Below are 18683 nucleotides of genomic sequence, written 5' to 3' on the forward strand. Positions count from 1 at the left end.
AAAGTAAGTCTTTTGTAACACAGATTGCGTATTTCGCAACAAACTAAAAGGCATAACTGAGATGAAAAAATTCCTGGCGGATCGCTAGAACCCCAGGCGGTCGCGCAACGCATAATAGGCCGCCCCCAGGGCGGTGAAAGGCACACGCAGTTGGCGGCCCCCAAAGAAGGGCAGGTGTGGCAAGCGAGCGAAGGCGTCAAAACGTTCGGCATCACCGCGCAGCACTTCGGCGATCAGCTTGCCGGCCAAATGAGTGCAGGTGACGCCGTGGCCGCTATCACCCTGCATATAATAGACATTGTTTTCCAGGCGACCGAATTGCGGCATGCGCGAGAGCGTCAGCAGAAAGTTGCCGCTCCAGCGGTAATCAATGCGCACCTGTTTCAGCTGCGGGAAGGTTTTCAGCATTTTGGGCAGGATCAGCGGATCGATATCGGCGGGATCGCGAGCGCCATATACCACGCCGCCGCCATACAGCAGCCGGTTGTCGGCGGTCAGACGAAAGTAGTCCAGCAGGTAATTGCAGTCTTCGACGCAGAAATTATTGGGCAGCAGCGACAGCGCCATATCTTTGGATAACGGTTCGGTGGCGAGAATTTGCGAGCCGCAGGGCATGCTCAATCGGCTGAGCCGCGGTTCAAGCCGATCGCCAAGGTAGGCGTTGCCAGCAACGATCACAAAGTTGGCGCTGACCGAGCCTTGGGCGGTATGCACCTTTGCCGGTTCCGCGTAATCAATGCGCGTGGCGGCTGACTGTTCGAACAGCCGCCCACCGTGACGGCGCACCGCGTCGGCTTCGCCCAGCGCCAGATTGAGCGGGTGCAAATGGCCGCCGTTGCGGTCCAGCAGCCCGCTAATGTAACGATCGCTGGCGATCTCGCGGCGAATAGCCTGCCGATCCAGCCATTCCAATTGGTTATTGCCATAGCGCCGCCAGCGGGCCTGTTGCTGCTGCAGCACGTGGCTTTGTTTAGAGTTCAAAGCGGCGAAGATACCGCCGGGCCGGTAGTCACAGGCGATGGCGTATTGATCGATGCGCTTGCGGATAATCTCTGCGCCTTCGAACATCATGCTGCCGAGCATGGCGGCGGTGTCAGCGCCATAACGCGCTTCAATGACGTCGATATCGCGGCTGTAAGAGTTGACTACCTGCCCGCCGTTGCGGCCGCTGGCACCCCAGCCGATGCGCGCGGCCTCCAATACCACCACGTCATAACCGGCCTCGACCAGATGCAACGCCGACGACAGGCCGGTGAAGCCGCCGCCAATAATGCAGACGTCGCAGCGGATATCCTCGTTCAGCGCCGAGTAGGGCGCGAACGTGTTGGCGGTGGCGGCATAATAACTGGCAACGTGTTCCGTCATGGGGCCTCCGCCGAACAAGGTCAGAAGGTAGTCGGGGTATGTGCGCTGACGATGCGGCAGACGCGCGCCGAGGTATTGCTGAAGCTGTGTGGAATGCCGGTGTTGATGGCATAGCTTTGACCGGCGGTCAGGCAATGGGTCTGGCCGTTGATCGTCAGCATGATCTCACCTTCCAGCAGGGTGCCGATCTCCTCGCCCTGGTGCTTAATTTTTTCGCCGGTGGTGGTGCCGGGCTGATAGGTTTCCAGCATCATCGCCAGATTGCGCGTTGGACTGCCGTTATGCACCAGCTTCATCGATACCCCCTGGCTGCCTATCTCAATCAGATCCTCGGCTTCTATGACCACTTTGGGCTCATTGGCGGCTTCAGGTTCGGCAAAGAAGGCAGACAGCGAAAGCCCATAAACTTTCAGCAGCTTTTGCAGCGTACTGATAGCCGGACTGACTTTATCCTGTTCGATGGTGCTGATTGCGCTGTGGGTTAACCCGGACAGTTCGGCGACCCGGCGCTGCGACAAACCCAATTGCAGACGGATCTGTGACAGGCGCTTACCCGGCGCCAAGCTGACTTCGCTCATAGCGGTACTTCCTTCTGGTAGGGACGACAGGCAGAAATGAATATGGGTATCAGGTGCCTGCCTGAGTGATATCGGCACAGCATGATATCGGTAGTTGTGTCGGAATTGGAAAATATATTGCCCATGACCACCCCCGTTCTGGCGGACGAAATTCTGCACGTAAAAAGAGTGTTAACGCCTTTTCGGTCAATATTTTATCAATTTAGCAGCCGGTGGCGAATAATCAAACAGGATTGTAACATTTGCAAACTATTTGTGTTAAGGCTATGTTTCATATTATGGATGTTATTTTGAGCGCCCGCTGTGGCGCAGTCTACAGAGAAATCAGACCATGTGTTGAACCTATCGGCAGGCGGACGCAGCAGCGTTCTCAAAGCATAATGGCGGGTGATGTATGCAAACCAATATCGCAGCAGTTGAAAATTTTGCGCAGCATAATGAAGAGAGGCGAAGTAGCGCGTTCCAACGTGAAGTTGCTCACTATTTGGAACGCCATCCCTCAACGCAGTATATCGACATCCTTCTCACTGACCTGAATGGTTCCTTCCGCGGTAAACGTATTCCCGTCTCCGGACTGAAAAAATTGGAAAAAGGCTGCTACTTCCCCGCCTCGGTATTCGCTATGGATATTTTGGGCAACGTGGTGGAAGAGGCGGGCCTGGGTCAGGAACTGGGCGAACCGGACCGCGTGTGTATGCCGGTGGCAGGAACGCTGACGCCGTCAGCGGCGGATCCGGACAATATCGGTCAGGTGTTGCTGACCATGCTGGATGAAGATGGTACTCCCTTTGACGTTGAACCCCGTAATGTCCTGAATCGAGTTTGGCAGGCATTGCGCCAGCGCGGCATGTTCCCGGTGGTAGCGGTAGAGTTGGAGTTCTATCTCATTGATCGACAGCGAGACTCTGAGGGGTATTTGCAACCGCCCTGTGCGCCCGGCACCCAGGAGCGCAATATGCAGAGCCAGGTTTACTCGCTGGACAATCTGAATCATTTTGCCGAAGTGCTCAACGACATCGACACCCTGGCGCAGATGCAGGGCTTACCGGCGGACGGTGCGGTGGCGGAAGCGTCACCCGGCCAGTTTGAGGTAAATCTGCAGCATACCGATAACGTGCTGCTGGCCTGCGATCACGCGCTGTCGTTGAAACGCCTGGTACGGCTGGTGGCGGAAAATCATCACCTGCACGCCACCTTTATGGCCAAGCCCTATGAGGAATACGCCGGTAGCGGCATGCATGTGCATATCAGCATGTTGGACGGCAACGGCAATAATCTGTTCGTGCAACCCGATGGCGAAGACTCGGCGCTGTTGCACCGTGCGCTGGCGGGGATGATCACCCTGATGCCGGCCTCGATGGCGCTACTGGCTCCCAATGTGAATGCCTTTCGCCGCTTCCAGCCGGGCATGTATGTACCCACTCAGGCGTCCTGGGGGCACAACAATCGCACTGTGGCGCTGCGCATTCCCTGCGGCGAGCCGGAGAATCATCGCGTGGAATACCGCGTAGCGGGGGCAGATGCCAACCCTTATCTGGTGGTGGCGGCGATCCTGTCAGGCATACTTTACGGGCTGGACAATGAATTGCCATTGCCTGAGCCGGTGACCGGTAATGGTCTTGAACAAGAAGGGGTGCCGTTCCCCATTCGCCAAAGCGACGCGCTGTACGAGTTTGAGCATCAGCAAGCCTTGACGCAGTATCTGGGCGAACGTTTTGCCCACGTTTACCATGCCTGCAAGATGGATGAACTGATGCAATTTGAGCGTCTGGTGACTGAAACCGAGATTGATTGGATGTTGAAAAATGCCTGAAGGGGCGTAAAATGTGTGGCATTACCTTGATGTGCGATAGAACGATAGCGGATTAATTCACCTGTAAGGGTTGTTTTCCGAACGATCGCGAAAAGAATTTGTTTAAGAAGCCTTCCTGATCTTGTCATCAGGAGGGTTTTTGGTGCAAAATATCCCTAATGCAGATAGCCGACGTTTTAACGCGTCGGTTATTTTTTTTGCATTTATGTTCTACAAACTGTGCGTTTCATACACCAAGCGAGGCCGGACACCGATCCGGATAGATAAATAGTTTCGTGCGCGATCAAACAAAACTTTATGGTCGTGACTCATGAGGATAAGAAAGATGGGGCAATTTTTCACTTTAGCACCGGTGCCCGCCGGTTTCCGCTGCGGTCGCAGCGATTATGGAGCAGCCAAGGCAGCCTTGACTCGTTATCCAGCTTCCAATCCCCTTCTTTTTGAATTCAGTCGCAAGTTGCGAAGTTTCCCCGCAACCTTAAGTCTTGGCGTGTCTATATTCCGCAAGGCAGAAGGTAAGGGGGGGCTGCGCAATGTCCGATAACATCATCAGCGCCGCACCGGCTCAACGCGCACAGCTGCGTAAAACCCTGACTTTAGTTCCGGTAGTGATGATGGGCCTGGCTTACCTGCAGCCAATGACCATCTTCGATACCTTTGGCATCGTCTCCGGCCTGACCGATGGTCACGTCGCGACGGCGTACGCCTTTGCTCTGCTGGCGGTTCTGTTTACCGCATTGAGCTACGGCAAACTGGTACGGAAATTCCCGTCCGCCGGTTCTGCTTATACCTATGCCCAGAAGGCCATCAGCCCGCACGTCGGCTTTATGGTGGGCTGGTCATCACTGCTGGACTACCTGTTCATGCCGATGATCAACATTCTGTTGGCAAAAATTTACCTGGAAGCCATCTTCCCGGGCGTGCCTTCGTGGATCTTCGTGGCAGCGCTGGTCGGGCTGATGACGATTTTCAACCTGCGTGGCATTAAGCTGGTAGCAAACCTGAACTCCATTATCGTGGTGGTGCAGGTGGCGATCATGATCGTGTTCCTGTTCCTGGTGGTGAATGGCATTTCGCATGGCGAAGGTGCAGGCACGCTGATCAGCAGCCGCCCGTTCTGGTCTGAGAATGCGCACGTGGTGCCGATGATTACCGGCGCGACCATTTTGTGCTTCTCGTTCCTCGGTTTTGACGGTATCAGTTCGCTGTCTGAGGAAACCAAAGATGCAGAGAATGTGATCCCGAAAGCTATCTTCCTGACGGCATTGATCGGCGGCATCATCTTTATCGTGGTGTCTTACTTCGTGCAGCTGTACTTCCCGGATATCTCGCGCTTCAAAGATCCTGATGCGTCCCAGCCGGAAATCATGCTGTACGTGGCCGGTAAGTTCTTCCAGTCGGTGATCCTGGTGTTCTCCTGCGTAACCGTGCTGGCTTCAGGCATGGCGTCGCACGCCGGTGTTTCACGCCTGATGTACGTGATGGGCCGTGACGGCGTCTTCCCGGAGCGTTTCTTCGGTTATGTGCATCCGAAATGGCGTACTCCAGCGCTGAACGTGCTGTTGGTCGGCGTGATTGCACTGTCTGCGGTGTCGTTTGACCTGGTGACTGCGACGGCGTTGATTAACTTCGGTGCGCTGGTGGCGTTCACCTTCGTGAACCTGTCGGTTATCTCGCAGTTCTATATCCGCGACAAGTTGAACCGTACCGTTAAAGATACCTTCAACTACCTGATCCTGCCGGTATTGGGGGCGCTAACTGTTGGCGCACTGTGGATCAATCTGGAAGCCAGCTCAATGACGTTGGGTCTGGTATGGGCGGCGATTGGTCTGATTTATCTGGCCTTCGTGACGCGCAGCTTCCGTCTGCCGGTACCGCAGGCTAGCGAAGACGTGGCTTAAGCCTTTATCGCTAAGCATTAAAAAGGGCGCCTTGGCGCCCTTTATTGTTTTTGTTACCCCACCAACTCTTTGCCGTATTCAAACAGCGCTTTCAACAGCGCGGTTTTTTCTTTATCGCCTTCATGCAGGTTATACAACGACTCCAGTTGCAGCACGTAGCTCTGCACTCGCTCGGCGCTTAATACTTCCTGGCGGTGCTGTAACCAGCGGCGTTGCTCGGCGTCGTCCAGCGTATTGGGGTAGTTGCGGGCACGAAAACGGAACAACAGCTCCTTCATGCGCCCATCGCTGAAAGTCAGATCCAGTGCCGGCAGGTTCTGCGGCTTGGTTTGCTGGATGATTTTCATCGCAGCCTTGTCGGCATCGCTGAAGAAACCGTCATACAGCCGGGCGTCGACGTCGTCAGAGCCTTTGAAAGGTTCGGCTTCGGCGAACAACGCCACCACTTTTTCGCGCACCTCCGGATGCTGGCGCAGCAACTGCAAGTTTTGCAGGCAGGCCTGACGGTCGATCCCCAGTCGCTCGGCGTTTTCCGGCAACAAGGTCTTGGCCGGTGCCAATACCGGGCACTTGTTGATATGCACCAGTTTGATTGGTACCGGCGATTGTTCGGGCGCCAGATCTTCCCGGCGGGTATACAGCCGTTCGCGCAGTTCATCGGCACTCAGCGTCAGTAATGGCGTCATGTCACCGGCTAAATCGCACATGATGACGGCGTTTTTGTTGTCCGGGTGCCAGGCCAGCGGCGATACCCAACTGGTGTTGCCGCGCGCGGCGCCGAACATGCCGGAAACGTGCACCAATGGCGTCATCTCAGCGATGTCGATCAGGGCGTTCAGCTTATGCTTATTGCGGTGTTGCAGCAGGAAATCAAACAGTCGTGGTTGTGCCTGCTTGACCAGTTTGGCCATGGCGATAGTGGCGTAAACGTCCGACATGGCGTCATGGGCATGCTCATGCTCGACGCCGTTGGCACGAGTCAGGTGTTCCAGCCGGAAACTGGGGAAGCCATCTTCGTTTTCTGGCCACACGATGCCGTCCGGGCGCAGCGCATAGCAGGCGCGCATGACATCGAGCAGATCCCAACGCGAATTACCGTTCTGCCAGCTGTAGGCGTAGGGATCGTAGAAGCTGCGGTAGAAAATATTACGGCTGACTTCGTCGTCGAAGCGGATATTGTTGTAACCGAGAATGCAGGTGCCAGGCACGCTGAACGCCTGATGGATCTGGCGTGCAAATTCGGCCTCGTTGACGCCTTTGGCCAGCGCCAGTTGCGGCGTGATACCGGTGATCATCACCGCTTCAGGATCGGGTAAGTAGTCATCGGCCGGGGTGCAGTAGATGACCAACGGCTCTTCGATAATGTTGAAATCCATATCGGTACGCACACCGGCAAACTGCGCCGGGCGGTCCAGGGAGGGACTTTTGCCGAAGGTCTCATAATCGTGAATATAAAATGTGGCCGGTGCCTTGCTGCTCAAATTCGCATCTCTCAGGTGGCGTAGGAAATATTGCTCTATTGTAACGGCGAGATGTGCGATGCCAAGCAGTCGTTAGCGTTAATCGCCGAAATGCGCGGGATTACGCATTGCGATAGTAGTTCAGGCGCAGACGAAAGTAGGGGCGTAAATAATCGGGCACTTGTTCTTCGGCACTGGCACCGTTGTTGTTGGTGCTGATGCCATAACGTTCGTTATAAATAACGCTGAGAGCGAGTAAATCGGCTTCAATCTTTTCACGTTCTGCTTGCGGTAAGCTATCCAGCTTTCGCCCCATATGATTCTCCCTGTGATTGTAAGGGCATCATAGGATCGTTAACCTGACTTGTCCCTACCCCATTCAGGGGGGAGGCTCATGAAGTGTGTGAGCGTGCCTGCAGGGGCTGGCCTGATGCCGCAGTCCCCTGATAATGCTGAGAGTATTTGGCCGTATATTCCTGCTGATTTTGCATTTGTGCGCGATCAAAGGCTTTATGGGCTGATAACACACCACCAATCACCGCCAGCCAGAAAAGGCTGCACAGGACCAGGACGCCCAACCAGACTTTTTGGTTATAGCTCATAAAAAACTCCGGATGATAAAAGGGAATAACATTTACCAGAGAATTAAATCAGAGTTTATATCAATGCTTTGTCAACGGCGGTGTTTATTATGGTTGTTTTCTTATTAATGTGTTACCAAATGCCGCAGCCATGTTTCAAAACATTCCTTAAGATAATATTAAGAAAAGATAAGTTTGTGCCACTGAGTTTTATTTAATATCCGTTTAATTATCCCCACATACAATCAGCAGCATTCAATACCAATGTGGGTGCACATTATGAAAACTCTGCTGTTAACCGGCGCTACCGGCTTTCTCGGTGGTGCAGTGCTTGAGAAATTACTGAAAGAAAATCAGGCGATTAACTATCTTCTGTTAGTGCGGGCTGATAATGCACAGCAGGGGTTAGACCGTATTCGGATGAATATGGAGAAGTTTAATATTGAAGCCGAACTATTTTCTAAAATCACGATAGAAAATATATTGTTGGGGGATCTGAGTGAGCCAGCTGACTTTTTAGCAGACACAAGGATTAACAATGTAACGCACGTTATTAATTGTGCCGCCGTAGCCTCTTTCGGTAATAACCCCCTTATTTGGAAGGTTAACGTGGAAGGCACTTTGGCATTCGCCAAAAGAATGGCGCAGGTGTCTGGATTAAAACGTTTCCTGCATGTGGGGACGGCAATGTCCTGCGCGCCGGAACCCGGTTCACTGGTAGCGGAGAGCGGTGAATTTGAAGAAACGGCCGAGCATTTGGTGGAATATACCCGTTCCAAATCCACCATTGAGCAGCTCATGCGTCAACATTGCCCGCAGCTACCGCTGGTGATTGCGCGTCCTTCGATCGTGGTAGGGCATACTCGCCTGGGCTGTCAGCCTTCCAGCAGTATTTTCTGGGTGTTCAGCATGGCGCTGATGCTGCGCAAGTTTATGTGTTCGCTGCAGGACAATATCGATGTGATCCCGGTTGATTACTGTGCTGATGCGATGGTGATGCTGTTGAACAGCGAAACGCTGGATAACGACGTTTATCATATCTCCGCCGGTGAAGAGAGCAGCGTTAGCTTCGCGGATATCGATCGCGCCATTGCCGCTGCGCTGGAGAAGCCTCCGCTCGGCGATCACTATGCGCAGGTCAGTTATGAAGCCCTGTTGAAAATGCGCAAGCAGCTCAAAGATATTTTCGGGCCATGTAATGAACGCCTGATGCTGAAAGCGATGCGCCTGTATGGATCTTTTGCCATGCTCAACGTGCGGTTCAGCAATGACAAAATCCTTAAGCTGGGCATGCCGAAACCGCCGCGTTTTACCGACTACATCGCCTGTTGCGTGCAGTCGACCCGGGGCCTGTCCATTCAGCAGCAGATGGTGGTGGATTTCAAATAACAGCACGGCGCCGGTTAGCGGCGCCTGCTGCATCCTCGCATTACCAGGACGAAGACGACCAGAAAACGCGCCCCAGCACCACCAGTTGGTCTTTGCGCTGCGGGTAGCTCAGGTGTTCGTCCTGGTATTCTTCCCGGTTCAACGAACGAATGGTGACGCCACCGTCGGGCTGTTCGATCAGCACTTTTACCCGCAGCAGGTTACCGTGGCGAATCGCGTAGGTTTTCCCTTCGCGGATGCGAGTATCATCGGTATTGATCCCCACTACGTCGCCGTCTTGCAGCCGGGGCTCCATGCTGGATCCTGAAATGCGGATGATCCGCGCGGCATTCACCGCCACCCCCATCTTGTGCAGGTAGTAGCGACGGAAAATCAGCGAAAACTCTTCACGATCGACAATTTCATAACAGCCATCGCCGGCAGAAAAATTGATATCCAGCAGGGGAATTTCCACAAACTCTTCCTTGTCCTGTTCGGTATCTTCCCACACCACCGGCTTGAGGCGGGCAGGTTGAAAATCCGACTCTGCCGCCACGTTATCGAACGGGCGCACCAATTCTTTTTCATGGAACACGTCGAACCAGCCCTTGGGCAAGTTCAGCTTGGCCTCGATCCGCCTGGCGAGATTATCGCCCAGGTTGCGGGAGGACTTTTCACCGCTGATTTGGCTCAACGTGGGCGAAGAGGACTCAACCAGCACTGCAAAGTCGTTCTGGTTAATGCCCTGACGGGCGTAGCTGGCCATCAGCTCGCGCAAATTATTGCGTCTTATTTCTTTGGTTTCCATTGGGCGATGATCGCATTCTTTAGCAAAAAGGTAAATATCGTTTTTGCTAAATTAAGCTTGCCTTTTATTTAGCAATTAGCTAAACATTGACGGGTGGACAAGGTCCATGAAGGAATTGTAGGGCGCTGCAAGTTGCGCCAGTATGAACCGGGGCGAATACTCTTGCCCTTTACAGTGGTTGGATCACAGGTGTTTAACCCACAAGGAATCTACGATGTTCAGTATGGATTACAACAGCTACCGTTCGGTAGCCAGCTTCGGCCACCGAGTGCGCTTTTTGGTGCTGCACTATACCGCGCAGAATTTTGCCGACTCGGTGCAGTCATTGACCGGCAAGTCGGTCAGCACCCATTATCTGGTGCCGGATCCCGAAGATCCAACCTATAAGGCGGCAGGCTTTAGCGGCGTAAGGATTTTCAATCTGGTCGATGAAGTCGAGCGGGCCTGGCACGCCGGCACCAGCCAGTGGGGCAATCGTTCGAACCTCAACGATACCGCGATTGGCATTGAGATCGTCAATCTGGCGAGCGGCGATGGCGAGGACATCACTTTCCCACCTTTTAACCCGCAGCAGATCGCGGCAGTAACTCAATTGACGCAAAATATTTTGCAGCGCTATCCGGATATCACGCCGGTTAACGTAGTGGCACATTCCGATATTGCCCCCGGCCGCAAAAGCGATCCCGGCCCGCAATTTCCTTGGCATCAGCTGTACCAGGCCGGTGTCGGTGCCTGGTATGACGACGCGGTGAAGCAGCGTTATCAGCATGAGTATCAATGCCAGGGTGTACCCGCACAGCAAGATTTACTGGCGCTATTTGCCAGGTACGGGTACGACACCTCGGCGGCGACCAATGCAGAGGGTTACCGCCAGCTGGTTCGCGCCTTCCAACTGCATTTCCGTCAACGGCAGTATGACGGTGTGATGGATGCCGAAACCGCCGCCATTTTACGCGCGCTGGTGGATAAATATGCCGCTTAAGGCTTGAGCGCGGATGAGGGACGCCTTATCCGCCTTTTCTCCCAACCCTTTCCTCCGCTAAACTGATGCTCTTTCTCGCCACTGATAACGGGATGCATCGTGCGCCTCGACAGAAAAATATCCTCGTTCGAACGTCTGACCTATCGCCATTACCGCATTGTGCACGGCGTGCGCATTGGGCTGGCGTTTATCCTGACCTTTATGCTGATCCGCCTGCTCGAAGTGCCGGAAGGCACCTGGCCACTGATTACGCTGGTGGTGGTGATGGGACCGATCTCGTTCTGGGGCAATGTGCTGCAACGGGCGTTGCAGCGTATCGCAGGTACGGTATTTGGCGCCGCCTCGGGGCTGATTGCCCTGTATCTCGAGCTTTACTCATTGCCGCTGATGCTGGTGTGGTGCGGGGTGGTGATGTTTTTCTGTGGCTATCTGACGCTCGGTAAGCGGCCCTACATGGCGCTGCTGGTGGGGATCACGCTGGCGGTGGTTTGCGGTGCGGGGGCAGGTGATATGCATACCGCACTGTGGCGCAGCGGTGACGTAATTTTTGGTTCGCTGTTGGCGTTGCTGTTCACCAGCATTTATCCGCAACGTGCTTATATTTTGTGGCGTATGGAGATGGCGGATTGCCTGGAAAACGTCAGCAAGATCTACGGCGCGTACCTGTCACCAAATATGATAGAACGGCCGCGGCTGGAGCCACAGCTGAAAGACCTGCTCAATAAGGTCGTTAAATTACGCGGCCTGATTGTCCCCAGCAGCAAAGAGACCCACATCCCCAAAGCGGTTTTCGAGGCGGTGCAGACGCTGAGCCGCAACCTGGTTTGTACGCTGGAATTGCTGGCCGACGCTTATTGGGCCTCGCGCGAAACCCACTTTATTATGCTGAATGCCAAAACGCTGCGCAGTGCGCAACTGCTAACGCTGAATTCGCTGCAGTCGCTGGCAGTAACGATGCGTGACGGCCCGCAGACACAGTTGTCGGCAGAAGCGGGGCAACTGAGCGAAATTGCCGCCGAATTGAAAACCCTGATGCAGGAGGCCAGCTTCAGTCAGCACGGCGAAGCGCCAATTTATGGCTACGTATGGTTGAGCATGGAACTGACGCAACAGTTGGAAGAACTGGGCGATCTGCTCAAGGTGTGTACCGCCAGCGGGCGTGAATAGGGGGTCAGATCATGAAGCGGGCGCTTCGGGTTTTTGTCATGACGTCAAAGTGAGTAAGATAGGGCGATGAGTGTTGTGTCTGACCGCCACAAACCTGTATCTTGGTACCATTGTGGCCGTAAGCAAATGAATCTGTGTATTACTAAAGCAAGGGTATGAAGATGGATAATGCAAATAAGCCGAGTTTCCAGGACGTTCTGGAGTTTGTGCGTATGTTCCGACGTAAAAATAAGCTGCAGCGTGAAATTGTCGACAACGAGAAGAAAGTTCGTGATAACCAAAAACGCGTGCTGCTGCTCGATAACCTGAGCGAGTACATCAAGCCGGGCATGAGCATTGAAGACGTTCAGGGCATCATTGCCAATATGCGCAGCGACTATGAAGATCGCGTTGATGATTACATCATCAAAAATGCCGATTTGTCCAAAGAACGTCGCGAACTGTCCAAAAAGCTGAAGGCTATGGGCGAAGTGAAGTAACCGTTTTTATCGGGTCAGGCATTCGCCTGGCCCTTTTATTGTTTTCCCTGTATCCCCAGTCCAGCCCCTTTAGTGGCCTGCGCCGTACACGTCAAAATCAAAGTATTTATCGTTCACCTTCTTGTAGGTGCCGTTGGCGATGATCGCCTGCAGCGCAGCATTGAACGCGTTACGCAGGGCGATATCCTCTTTACGCAGCCCAATGCCGTCACCGATACCGAAATATTTGCTGTCACTGAGTTCGGCACCGATAAAGGCAAAGTCTTTTCCTGCTGGGGTGTGGAAAAACTCACTGGCACTGACGCTGGCCAGCAACGAAGCATCTAAGCGGCCGTTGATCAAATCCTCATTGGCTTCCTGCTGGCTCTGGTAGGACACCACGTTAACGCCGGCCGGCCGCCACAGGGCGTTGGCATAAGTTTCCTGACTGGATCCCTGCTGCACGCCAATGGATTTGCCTTTCAGCGAAGCCGCCGTGGGTTGCAGGTTGCTGCCTTTCCGGGCCACTAATCGTGCAGGCGCATTGGACACCTTGTCCGAGAAGGCGATCTGCGCCTGGCGCTGCGGCGTAATGGTCATCGACGAGGCAATCGCATCAAATTTTTTCGCCAGCAACCCCGGGATCATTCCATCCCAACTGCTCTCAACCCAAACGCATTTGGCCTGCATTTGATCGCACATTGCCTGTGCAATATCGACCCCAAATCCGGTCAACGCCCCCTGTGGCGTTTTAAATTCCAGCGGTGGATAGGTCGGATCCACGCCGAGTTTAATTACTTTTCCGCTGAATTCCCCAGCAGAAACGGCGAAACTTAACGCCAGCGGCAGCAGGAGAACCAGGCTAATCTTTGTTTTCATTTTATGTTCCTCGGCGTAATGGTGTGCAAAAGGGATTAAGCCAAAAAGCGCTCAACCAGCTTGACCCAGTAAGTGGCGCCAATCGGCAGGCACTCGTCGTTAAAATCGTAACCGGCGTTATGTAGCGAATTGCCGGGCGTACTATCCCCATTGCCGATCGAGATATAGCTGCCGGGGCATTTTTCCAACATAAATGCGAAGTCTTCGCTGGCGGTAAAGGGGCGCAGAGACGGGATCAACTGCTGTTCACCCGCCCAGTCCAATGCGACTGTGCGTGCCAGCTCAGTTTCCGCCACGTGATTTACCAAAACCGGATAACCCTGTTGGTAATCAATGTCCGCCCGAGCACCAAAACTGGCGGCTTGCGCTTCTACCAGCGCCGTAATGCGGTTTTCCAGTCGTTGGCGAACGCCCGCATCCAGTGCGCGTACGCTTAGCGTCATGGTTGCTGTGGCAGGGATCACGTTGGCGGCACGGCCTGCCTGGATCGCGCCAACCGTCACGATTGCCGTTTCCTGCGGATCGATATTTCTGGAGACGATGGTTTGCAGACTCATCACAATGGCGGCGCAAACCACCACCGGATCGACCGTGTGCTGCGGCACCGCGCCGTGGCCGCCGTGACCGTGCAGGGTAATATTGACCGTATCGGCCGAACACATGAAAGCGCCGCTGGCAAAGCCCAACTGGCCGACCGGAAAGCCGGGTACGTTGTGCATGGCGAACACCGCATCACAGGGAAACCGTTCGAACAAGCCGTCTTCAATCATCACTCTGGCGCCGCCGCCGCCTTCTTCCGCTGGCTGAAAAATCAGATGCAGAGTCCCGGTAAAATCAGAGTGTTGCGCCAGGTAACGCGCCGCTGCCAGCAGCATAGTGGTGTGGCCATCATGACCGCAGGCATGCATCACGCCGCGGTGGGTGCTGGTGTAGCTTAATCCGCTGGTTTCTTCAATCGGCAATGCATCCATATCGGCACGCAAACCCAGTGATTTTCCCGAGCCTCGCCGCAAGGTGGCGACAACGCCTGTTTGCCCCAATTCCCGTGTAACCTGGTAGCCCCAGTTGGACAGCAGTTTTGCGACCAACTCGCCGGTGGCAAACTCGTTGAATCCCAATTCGGGGTGAGCATGAATATGGCGGCGGATAGCGACCATTTCATGCTTAACTGCCGCTATTTCAGGTAAGACAAGCGGATTGTTCATCGCGGTATCCTGATTGAATATTCGATTTCCGACGTTCGATAAGCGGAAAACAAGATACTCCCGACACTAGCAAACAACCCGTTGGTCGGGGAGCCGCCGTTCGGTTATGCTGACAACAATAGGTTGTCATGGGGGCATCATGAAACTGCATCAGTTACAGGCATTGGTGGCCAGCGCTGACGGCGGCAGTATCCGCGCCGCCGCGAGGCTATTGGGGCTTTCACAGGCAGCGGTTACGCGCGCTTTGCGTGAACTGGAGCAACAACAGGAACTGCCGTTGCTGCTTCGCTCTCCGAGCGGTCTGGGGTTCACGCCGTACGGGAAAACGCTGTTGGCGCATGCCCGGTTGGTGCTGAATCAGCTGGAACAGGCTAATAATGAAATGGCGGGGTTACGCGGGTTAGCGCAAGAGCAGGTGAAAGCGGCTATTACGCCGTGGTTGATGTTGACGGTGTTGCCGACGGCGGTGTTGGCCTTTCGCAAAAAGATGCCCAAGGTGAAACTGGAACTGTTTGAAAGCCTGATGGCCAACGCGCAATCACAACTGCGTGAGGGCACGATGGATTTTGCCATCACGCCGCTTCCGGTTTCGATGGCACCGCAGGAGTTTCATTGCGAACCCTTGCTCGATTATGAAACGGCGGTGATGGTGCGGCAGGGGCATTCGTTGAGCCAAAGCACCTCGATTCACCAGTTGCTGGAGCAGGATTGGGTGCTGAACTACACACCGGAAAATCATGACGATTTAATTCATCAACTGTTCAGCCAACACGGCGCTCACCTCGATCCGAATCGTATTATTCATGCGCATTCCCTGGGCATGCTGCAGGCGATGGTAGAGTCGGCGGACATGTGTACCTGGTGTCCGGCGCCGTTGGTCGGCTTGCCGCAGTTTGCCGGGCGCTTGCAGCCGTTGGTGCTGCGGGAAAGTTGCGATCCGGCACGGCTGAATATCGTGACTCGTCGCAACAGCATTCTCAGTACCGCCGCCCATGCGCTGATTGATAACTTGATTCGCACTCTGCGCCAGCACGCCCGCTCCGCACGACAGGAGGACCGACTGATTTATGATCGAGTGCGGCTGTTGATTTAGGAATAGGGAGTGGTACGAGCGGGTTAGAGGGCCGGATATTCAGGGCGTGAAGCAGACATCTTCATATCGCAAGAAAACGCTATACCGTATTCAGTGTTAGTTAGACGCTATCTTCATTTTTTCGGGGGGATGTGGATACATGAAAAATACGAAATTGCATGTTGTCGTGGCGTGGTAGAGTGTGGGCTGCCCGAAGATCGATTAGAGATTTACGCCATGCAACAAATTGATTTTTACATGATAGATGCCTTTAGCAACACGACTTTTGGCGGTAATGCCGCAGCGGTATGTCCGTTAACAGAATGGTTGCCTGATGAGACATTATTGAAAATGGCCCAGCAGCATAACCAGTCAGAAACAGCATTCTTTGTCGCAAATGATACTGGCTTTGAGTTGCGATGGTTTACCTCCCTGGCTGAAATAAATCTGTGTGGGCATGCCACACTGGCAGCTGCGCACGTTATCTTTGAACATCTTGATTACCCAGGTTCGACTATTCATTTTGCTACCCGATTTGTTGGCCCGCTGACGGTGGTACGCAACGATAAATGGCTGACGCTCGATTTTCCTGCATGGGAAACCAAGCCTGTCATGCCACCGGCATTATTGCTGGACACGTTGGGCATCACAGAATGCAAAGAAGTGCGCGTGGCGCGTGATTACCTGGTAGTAATGGAGAATCGGCAGCAGGTCGAAACTGTACGCCCGAATATCAATGGCATGCTTCCCCTGAGAAAAATGGTGTGTATAACGGCTCCAGGTGACGGTGAATACGATTTTGTTAGCCGTTTCTTCTGCCCAGGCGAAGCCGTAGCGGAAGACCCTGTTACAGGTTCGGCGCATAGCATGCTCATTCCTTACTGGGCTGAAAAACTGAATAAAACGCAGATGTTGGCGCATCAGGGATTAGAGCGTGGCGGGGATTTACGCTGCCAGCTAGTGGGCGATCGCGTTTACATCGGCGGACAGGCAACAACCTATTTGATAGGCAAAGTGCTGTTGCGCTAGACCTATTGAATGCTGCTCAAAATATAAGGTCTGCTGCCACCCTTAGCCGCCGTTCTCCCAATCTCCAAAAGCAAAACGCCCGCTTAAGTTTCCTTAAGCGGGCGTCTTTAATATGGCTCCTCTGACTGGACTCGAACCAGTGACATACGGATTAACAGTCCGCCGTTCTACCGACTGAACTACAGAGGAATCGTGTGAACGGGGCGAATAATAGCGGGGTGGTGCGGCTTTGTCAAAGCACTAAACTGCGAAAAAAGTGCGTTTGCTGTCGGAATGAACATGTTGCGTTGTTTTTCGGCATTTATCCCCCCTGTCAGCTCTGATTATCACTGTAAAACCCCTGGCGTGATGTTGCACCGGCCTTTGCACATTTACGGTGCGAAGGATCTTGCGGTTGATTTGTATGTGGCCAACATCGCCGAGACGTTTTTTCACACAATTGCCGCCAGAGCCCCCCACAGAGCCACCTGACGGCAGTGATTGCCCCGTGTTTTCCCTCTGATATGTAGGATGAATAAACAGAAAATATGTATTGGCCGTCACAATGGCTGGATTTTTGCTTACTTAAATTCGGGTAATGCGACTGCGCTCTCGCGCAAATTATTTTCCCCGTCTACACATAAAGTGACTGCTCCACGCCTCTGGGCGTTTCGCTAAAACAGTGCTGAGGAATACAACAATGTCATCGAAATTGATTAAAAGTCCGCTCGCTGCTCTGCTTATCGGTTGTTTAGGTTCTGCTTTTTATGCTCAGGCCGATATCGTTATCGGCGTCGCCGGGCCGTTCTCCGGGCCGAATGCGACCTATGGCGATCAGTACTGGCGTGGTGCCTCGCAGGCGGCAGCGGATATCAACGCCGCCGGCGGGATTAAAGGGGAAAAAATTAAGCTGGTGCAGGGGGATGACGCCTGTGAACCCAAACAGGCGGTTTCGGTCGCCAACCGCCTGGTCGATCAGGACAAGGTCGCAGCGGTGGTGGGACACTTCTGCTCATCCTCCACCATGCCGGCCTCCGAGGTGTATGACGAAGCCGGTATTATCGCCATCACCCCTGGCTCTACCAACCCGCAGATCACCGAGCGCGGCATGACCAACATGTTCCGCATGTGCGGCCGTGACGATCAGCAAGGGGTGATCGCCACCAATTACATGCTGAATACCCTGAAAGCCAAGCGCATCGCGGTGATCCACGACAAGGACACCTACGGCCAGGGGCTGGCGGATGCCGCCAGGGCGGAAATGAACAAGCGCGGCGTGAAAGAGGTACTGTATGAAGGGCTGTCGCGCGGTGAAAAAGACTTTAACGCGCTGGTGACCAAAATTGCCTCGGTTAAACCCGACGTGGTCTATTTTGGCGGCTGCCACCCAGAAGCCGGACCATTGGTGCGCCAGATGCGTGAGCAGGGCGTCACCGCCAAGTTCTTCTCCGGCGACTGTATCGTGACCGAAGAGCTGGTGACCGCTGCCGGCGGGCCGCAGTACACCAACGGCGTGCTGATGACCTTCGGTAACGATCCGCGCCAAATCCCGGAAGGCAAGGCGGTGATCGCCAAATTCCGCGCCAGCGGTTTCGAGCCGGAAGGTTACACCCTCTACTCCTACGCCTCTATTCAGGCGATCGCCGCGGCCTTTAACGCCACCGGCGGCAAAGACAGCGCCAAGGCCAGCGAATGGCTGAAATCTCATGATGTGGATACCGTGATGGGCAAAAAGGCCTGGGATAAGAAAGGTGACCTGAAGGTATCGGATTACGTGGTCTATCAGTGGGACGACAAAGGCAAATATCACCAACTCTAAACAATCCTCGGCGTCTTTCAAGCCGCAGCGTTGTTGGCTGCCTACGTTCACCCCAGTCACCTAGTGGACCTAAGCTCCTGGGGATTCACGTACTTGCCGCCTGGCTGCAGTTTGAAATCCATTGAGGATTAACCAGCAAGCGGATCCGCATGTGCTGCGGATCCGCGCCGATTCTTCCCTTGGGCCGCGCCTGCTGTTGCTTGCGGTCCCACCAGGCGA

17 protein-coding genes and 1 tRNA gene are annotated in these 18683 nt (G+C 54.2%); 9 read left to right on the plus strand and 9 right to left on the minus strand.

Going from position 1 to position 18683, the window contains the following annotated elements:
• Nucleotides 1–84 precede the first annotated feature (84 nt).
• Together AC1RKG_RS08435 and puuR are read right to left on the minus strand one after the other, a co-directional pair.
• The gene (locus tag AC1RKG_RS08435; protein ID WP_493182714.1) at nucleotides 85–1365 is read right to left on the minus strand and encodes an NAD(P)/FAD-dependent oxidoreductase; all 1281 of its coding nucleotides are present in this window, start codon (nucleotides 1363–1365) and stop codon (nucleotides 85–87) included.
• A gap of 20 nt (nucleotides 1366–1385) precedes the next feature.
• Nucleotides 1386–1943 carry an HTH-type transcriptional regulator PuuR gene (gene puuR, locus AC1RKG_RS08440; protein WP_020827747.1) on the minus strand — a complete coding sequence of 186 codons (558 nt, stop codon included), beginning with the start codon at nucleotides 1941–1943 and terminating at the stop codon, nucleotides 1386–1388.
• A 394-nt stretch (nucleotides 1944–2337) separates the two neighbouring features.
• Here puuR and AC1RKG_RS08445 point away from each other — a divergent pair, with 394 nt between their 5' ends.
• Both AC1RKG_RS08445 and AC1RKG_RS08450 read left to right on the plus strand, forming a co-directional pair.
• Nucleotides 2338–3756 (plus strand): glutamine synthetase family protein, encoded by a 1419-nt coding sequence (locus AC1RKG_RS08445; protein WP_020827746.1) that lies wholly within the window; start codon nucleotides 2338–2340, stop codon nucleotides 3754–3756.
• A gap of 533 nt (nucleotides 3757–4289) precedes the next feature.
• Nucleotides 4290–5657 (plus strand): APC family permease, encoded by a 1368-nt coding sequence (locus tag AC1RKG_RS08450; RefSeq protein ID WP_020827745.1) that lies wholly within the window; start codon nucleotides 4290–4292, stop codon nucleotides 5655–5657.
• A 53-nt stretch (nucleotides 5658–5710) separates the two neighbouring features.
• On the opposite strand, the gene sbcB is transcribed toward AC1RKG_RS08450, so the two are convergent.
• The 3 genes from sbcB to AC1RKG_RS08465 all read right to left on the minus strand — a co-directional run bounded on the left by sbcB (nucleotide 5711) and on the right by AC1RKG_RS08465 (nucleotide 7719).
• Nucleotides 5711–7138, minus strand: a complete 1428-nt coding sequence (gene sbcB / locus AC1RKG_RS08455; protein ID WP_128864579.1) for an exodeoxyribonuclease I — start codon at nucleotides 7136–7138, stop codon at nucleotides 5711–5713.
• A gap of 100 nt (nucleotides 7139–7238) precedes the next feature.
• Nucleotides 7239–7433, minus strand: a complete 195-nt coding sequence (locus AC1RKG_RS08460; protein WP_046373098.1) for a DNA polymerase III subunit theta — start codon at nucleotides 7431–7433, stop codon at nucleotides 7239–7241.
• Between the two features lie 76 nt (nucleotides 7434–7509).
• A complete protein-coding gene (locus tag AC1RKG_RS08465) occupies nucleotides 7510–7719 on the minus strand; it encodes a hypothetical protein (protein ID WP_122079862.1) in 210 nt (69 codons plus the stop codon).
• Nucleotides 7720–7977: 258 nt separating this feature from the next.
• Between AC1RKG_RS08465 and AC1RKG_RS08470 the strand changes: the two genes are divergently transcribed.
• Nucleotides 7978–9087, plus strand: a complete 1110-nt coding sequence (locus tag AC1RKG_RS08470) for an SDR family oxidoreductase (RefSeq protein WP_046375008.1) — start codon at nucleotides 7978–7980, stop codon at nucleotides 9085–9087.
• Between the two features lie 40 nt (nucleotides 9088–9127).
• Here the strand turns inward: AC1RKG_RS08470 and AC1RKG_RS08475 are convergent, their stop codons facing one another.
• Nucleotides 9128–9874: a LexA family transcriptional regulator gene (locus AC1RKG_RS08475; RefSeq protein ID WP_020827740.1), complete on the minus strand. Its 747-nt coding sequence runs from the start codon at nucleotides 9872–9874 to the stop codon at nucleotides 9128–9130.
• 214 nt (nucleotides 9875–10088) lie between these two features.
• Here AC1RKG_RS08475 and AC1RKG_RS08480 point away from each other — a divergent pair, with 214 nt between their 5' ends.
• The 3 genes from AC1RKG_RS08480 (at nucleotide 10089) to tmaR (ending at nucleotide 12502) form a co-directional block, all read left to right on the plus strand.
• Nucleotides 10089–10856, plus strand: a complete 768-nt coding sequence (locus AC1RKG_RS08480; protein ID WP_493182718.1) for an N-acetylmuramoyl-L-alanine amidase — start codon at nucleotides 10089–10091, stop codon at nucleotides 10854–10856.
• A gap of 99 nt (nucleotides 10857–10955) precedes the next feature.
• A complete protein-coding gene (locus AC1RKG_RS08485; protein WP_020827738.1) occupies nucleotides 10956–12023 on the plus strand; it encodes an FUSC family protein in 1068 nt (355 codons plus the stop codon).
• Nucleotides 12024–12184: 161 nt separating this feature from the next.
• Nucleotides 12185–12502 (plus strand): PTS system regulator TmaR, encoded by a 318-nt coding sequence (gene tmaR / locus AC1RKG_RS08490; RefSeq protein WP_020827737.1) that lies wholly within the window; start codon nucleotides 12185–12187, stop codon nucleotides 12500–12502.
• A gap of 69 nt (nucleotides 12503–12571) precedes the next feature.
• On the opposite strand, the gene AC1RKG_RS08495 is transcribed toward tmaR, so the two are convergent.
• Together AC1RKG_RS08495 and AC1RKG_RS08500 are read right to left on the minus strand one after the other, a co-directional pair.
• Nucleotides 12572–13360 (minus strand): ABC transporter substrate-binding protein, encoded by a 789-nt coding sequence (locus tag AC1RKG_RS08495; protein ID WP_020827736.1) that lies wholly within the window; start codon nucleotides 13358–13360, stop codon nucleotides 12572–12574.
• Between the two features lie 35 nt (nucleotides 13361–13395).
• On the minus strand, nucleotides 13396–14565 hold the full coding sequence (locus AC1RKG_RS08500; RefSeq protein ID WP_115058456.1) for a M20 aminoacylase family protein: 1170 nt from the start codon (nucleotides 14563–14565) through the stop codon (nucleotides 13396–13398).
• Nucleotides 14566–14704: 139 nt separating this feature from the next.
• On the opposite strand from AC1RKG_RS08500, the gene AC1RKG_RS08505 reads away from it, so the two are divergent.
• Complete coding sequence (locus tag AC1RKG_RS08505) at nucleotides 14705–15658, plus strand: LysR family transcriptional regulator (RefSeq protein ID WP_262243982.1); 954 nt, start codon at nucleotides 14705–14707, stop codon at nucleotides 15656–15658.
• Nucleotides 15659–15874: 216 nt separating this feature from the next.
• Nucleotides 15875–16666, plus strand: coding sequence for a PhzF family phenazine biosynthesis protein (locus AC1RKG_RS08510; RefSeq protein ID WP_262033043.1), 792 nt, complete (start codon nucleotides 15875–15877; stop codon nucleotides 16664–16666).
• 113 nt (nucleotides 16667–16779) lie between these two features.
• Here AC1RKG_RS08510 and AC1RKG_RS08515 read toward each other — a convergent pair.
• Nucleotides 16780–16855 (minus strand) — tRNA-Asn (locus AC1RKG_RS08515).
• Between the two features lie 490 nt (nucleotides 16856–17345).
• Here AC1RKG_RS08515 and AC1RKG_RS08520 point away from each other — a divergent pair.
• Entirely contained in the window at nucleotides 17346–18464 is a 1119-nt protein-coding gene (locus AC1RKG_RS08520; protein WP_020827729.1) for a branched-chain amino acid ABC transporter substrate-binding protein, read from the plus strand.
• Nucleotides 18465–18683 lie beyond the last annotated feature (219 nt).

The sequence above is a fragment of the Serratia sp. GW822-FHT06D09 genome (assembly GCF_058799515.1).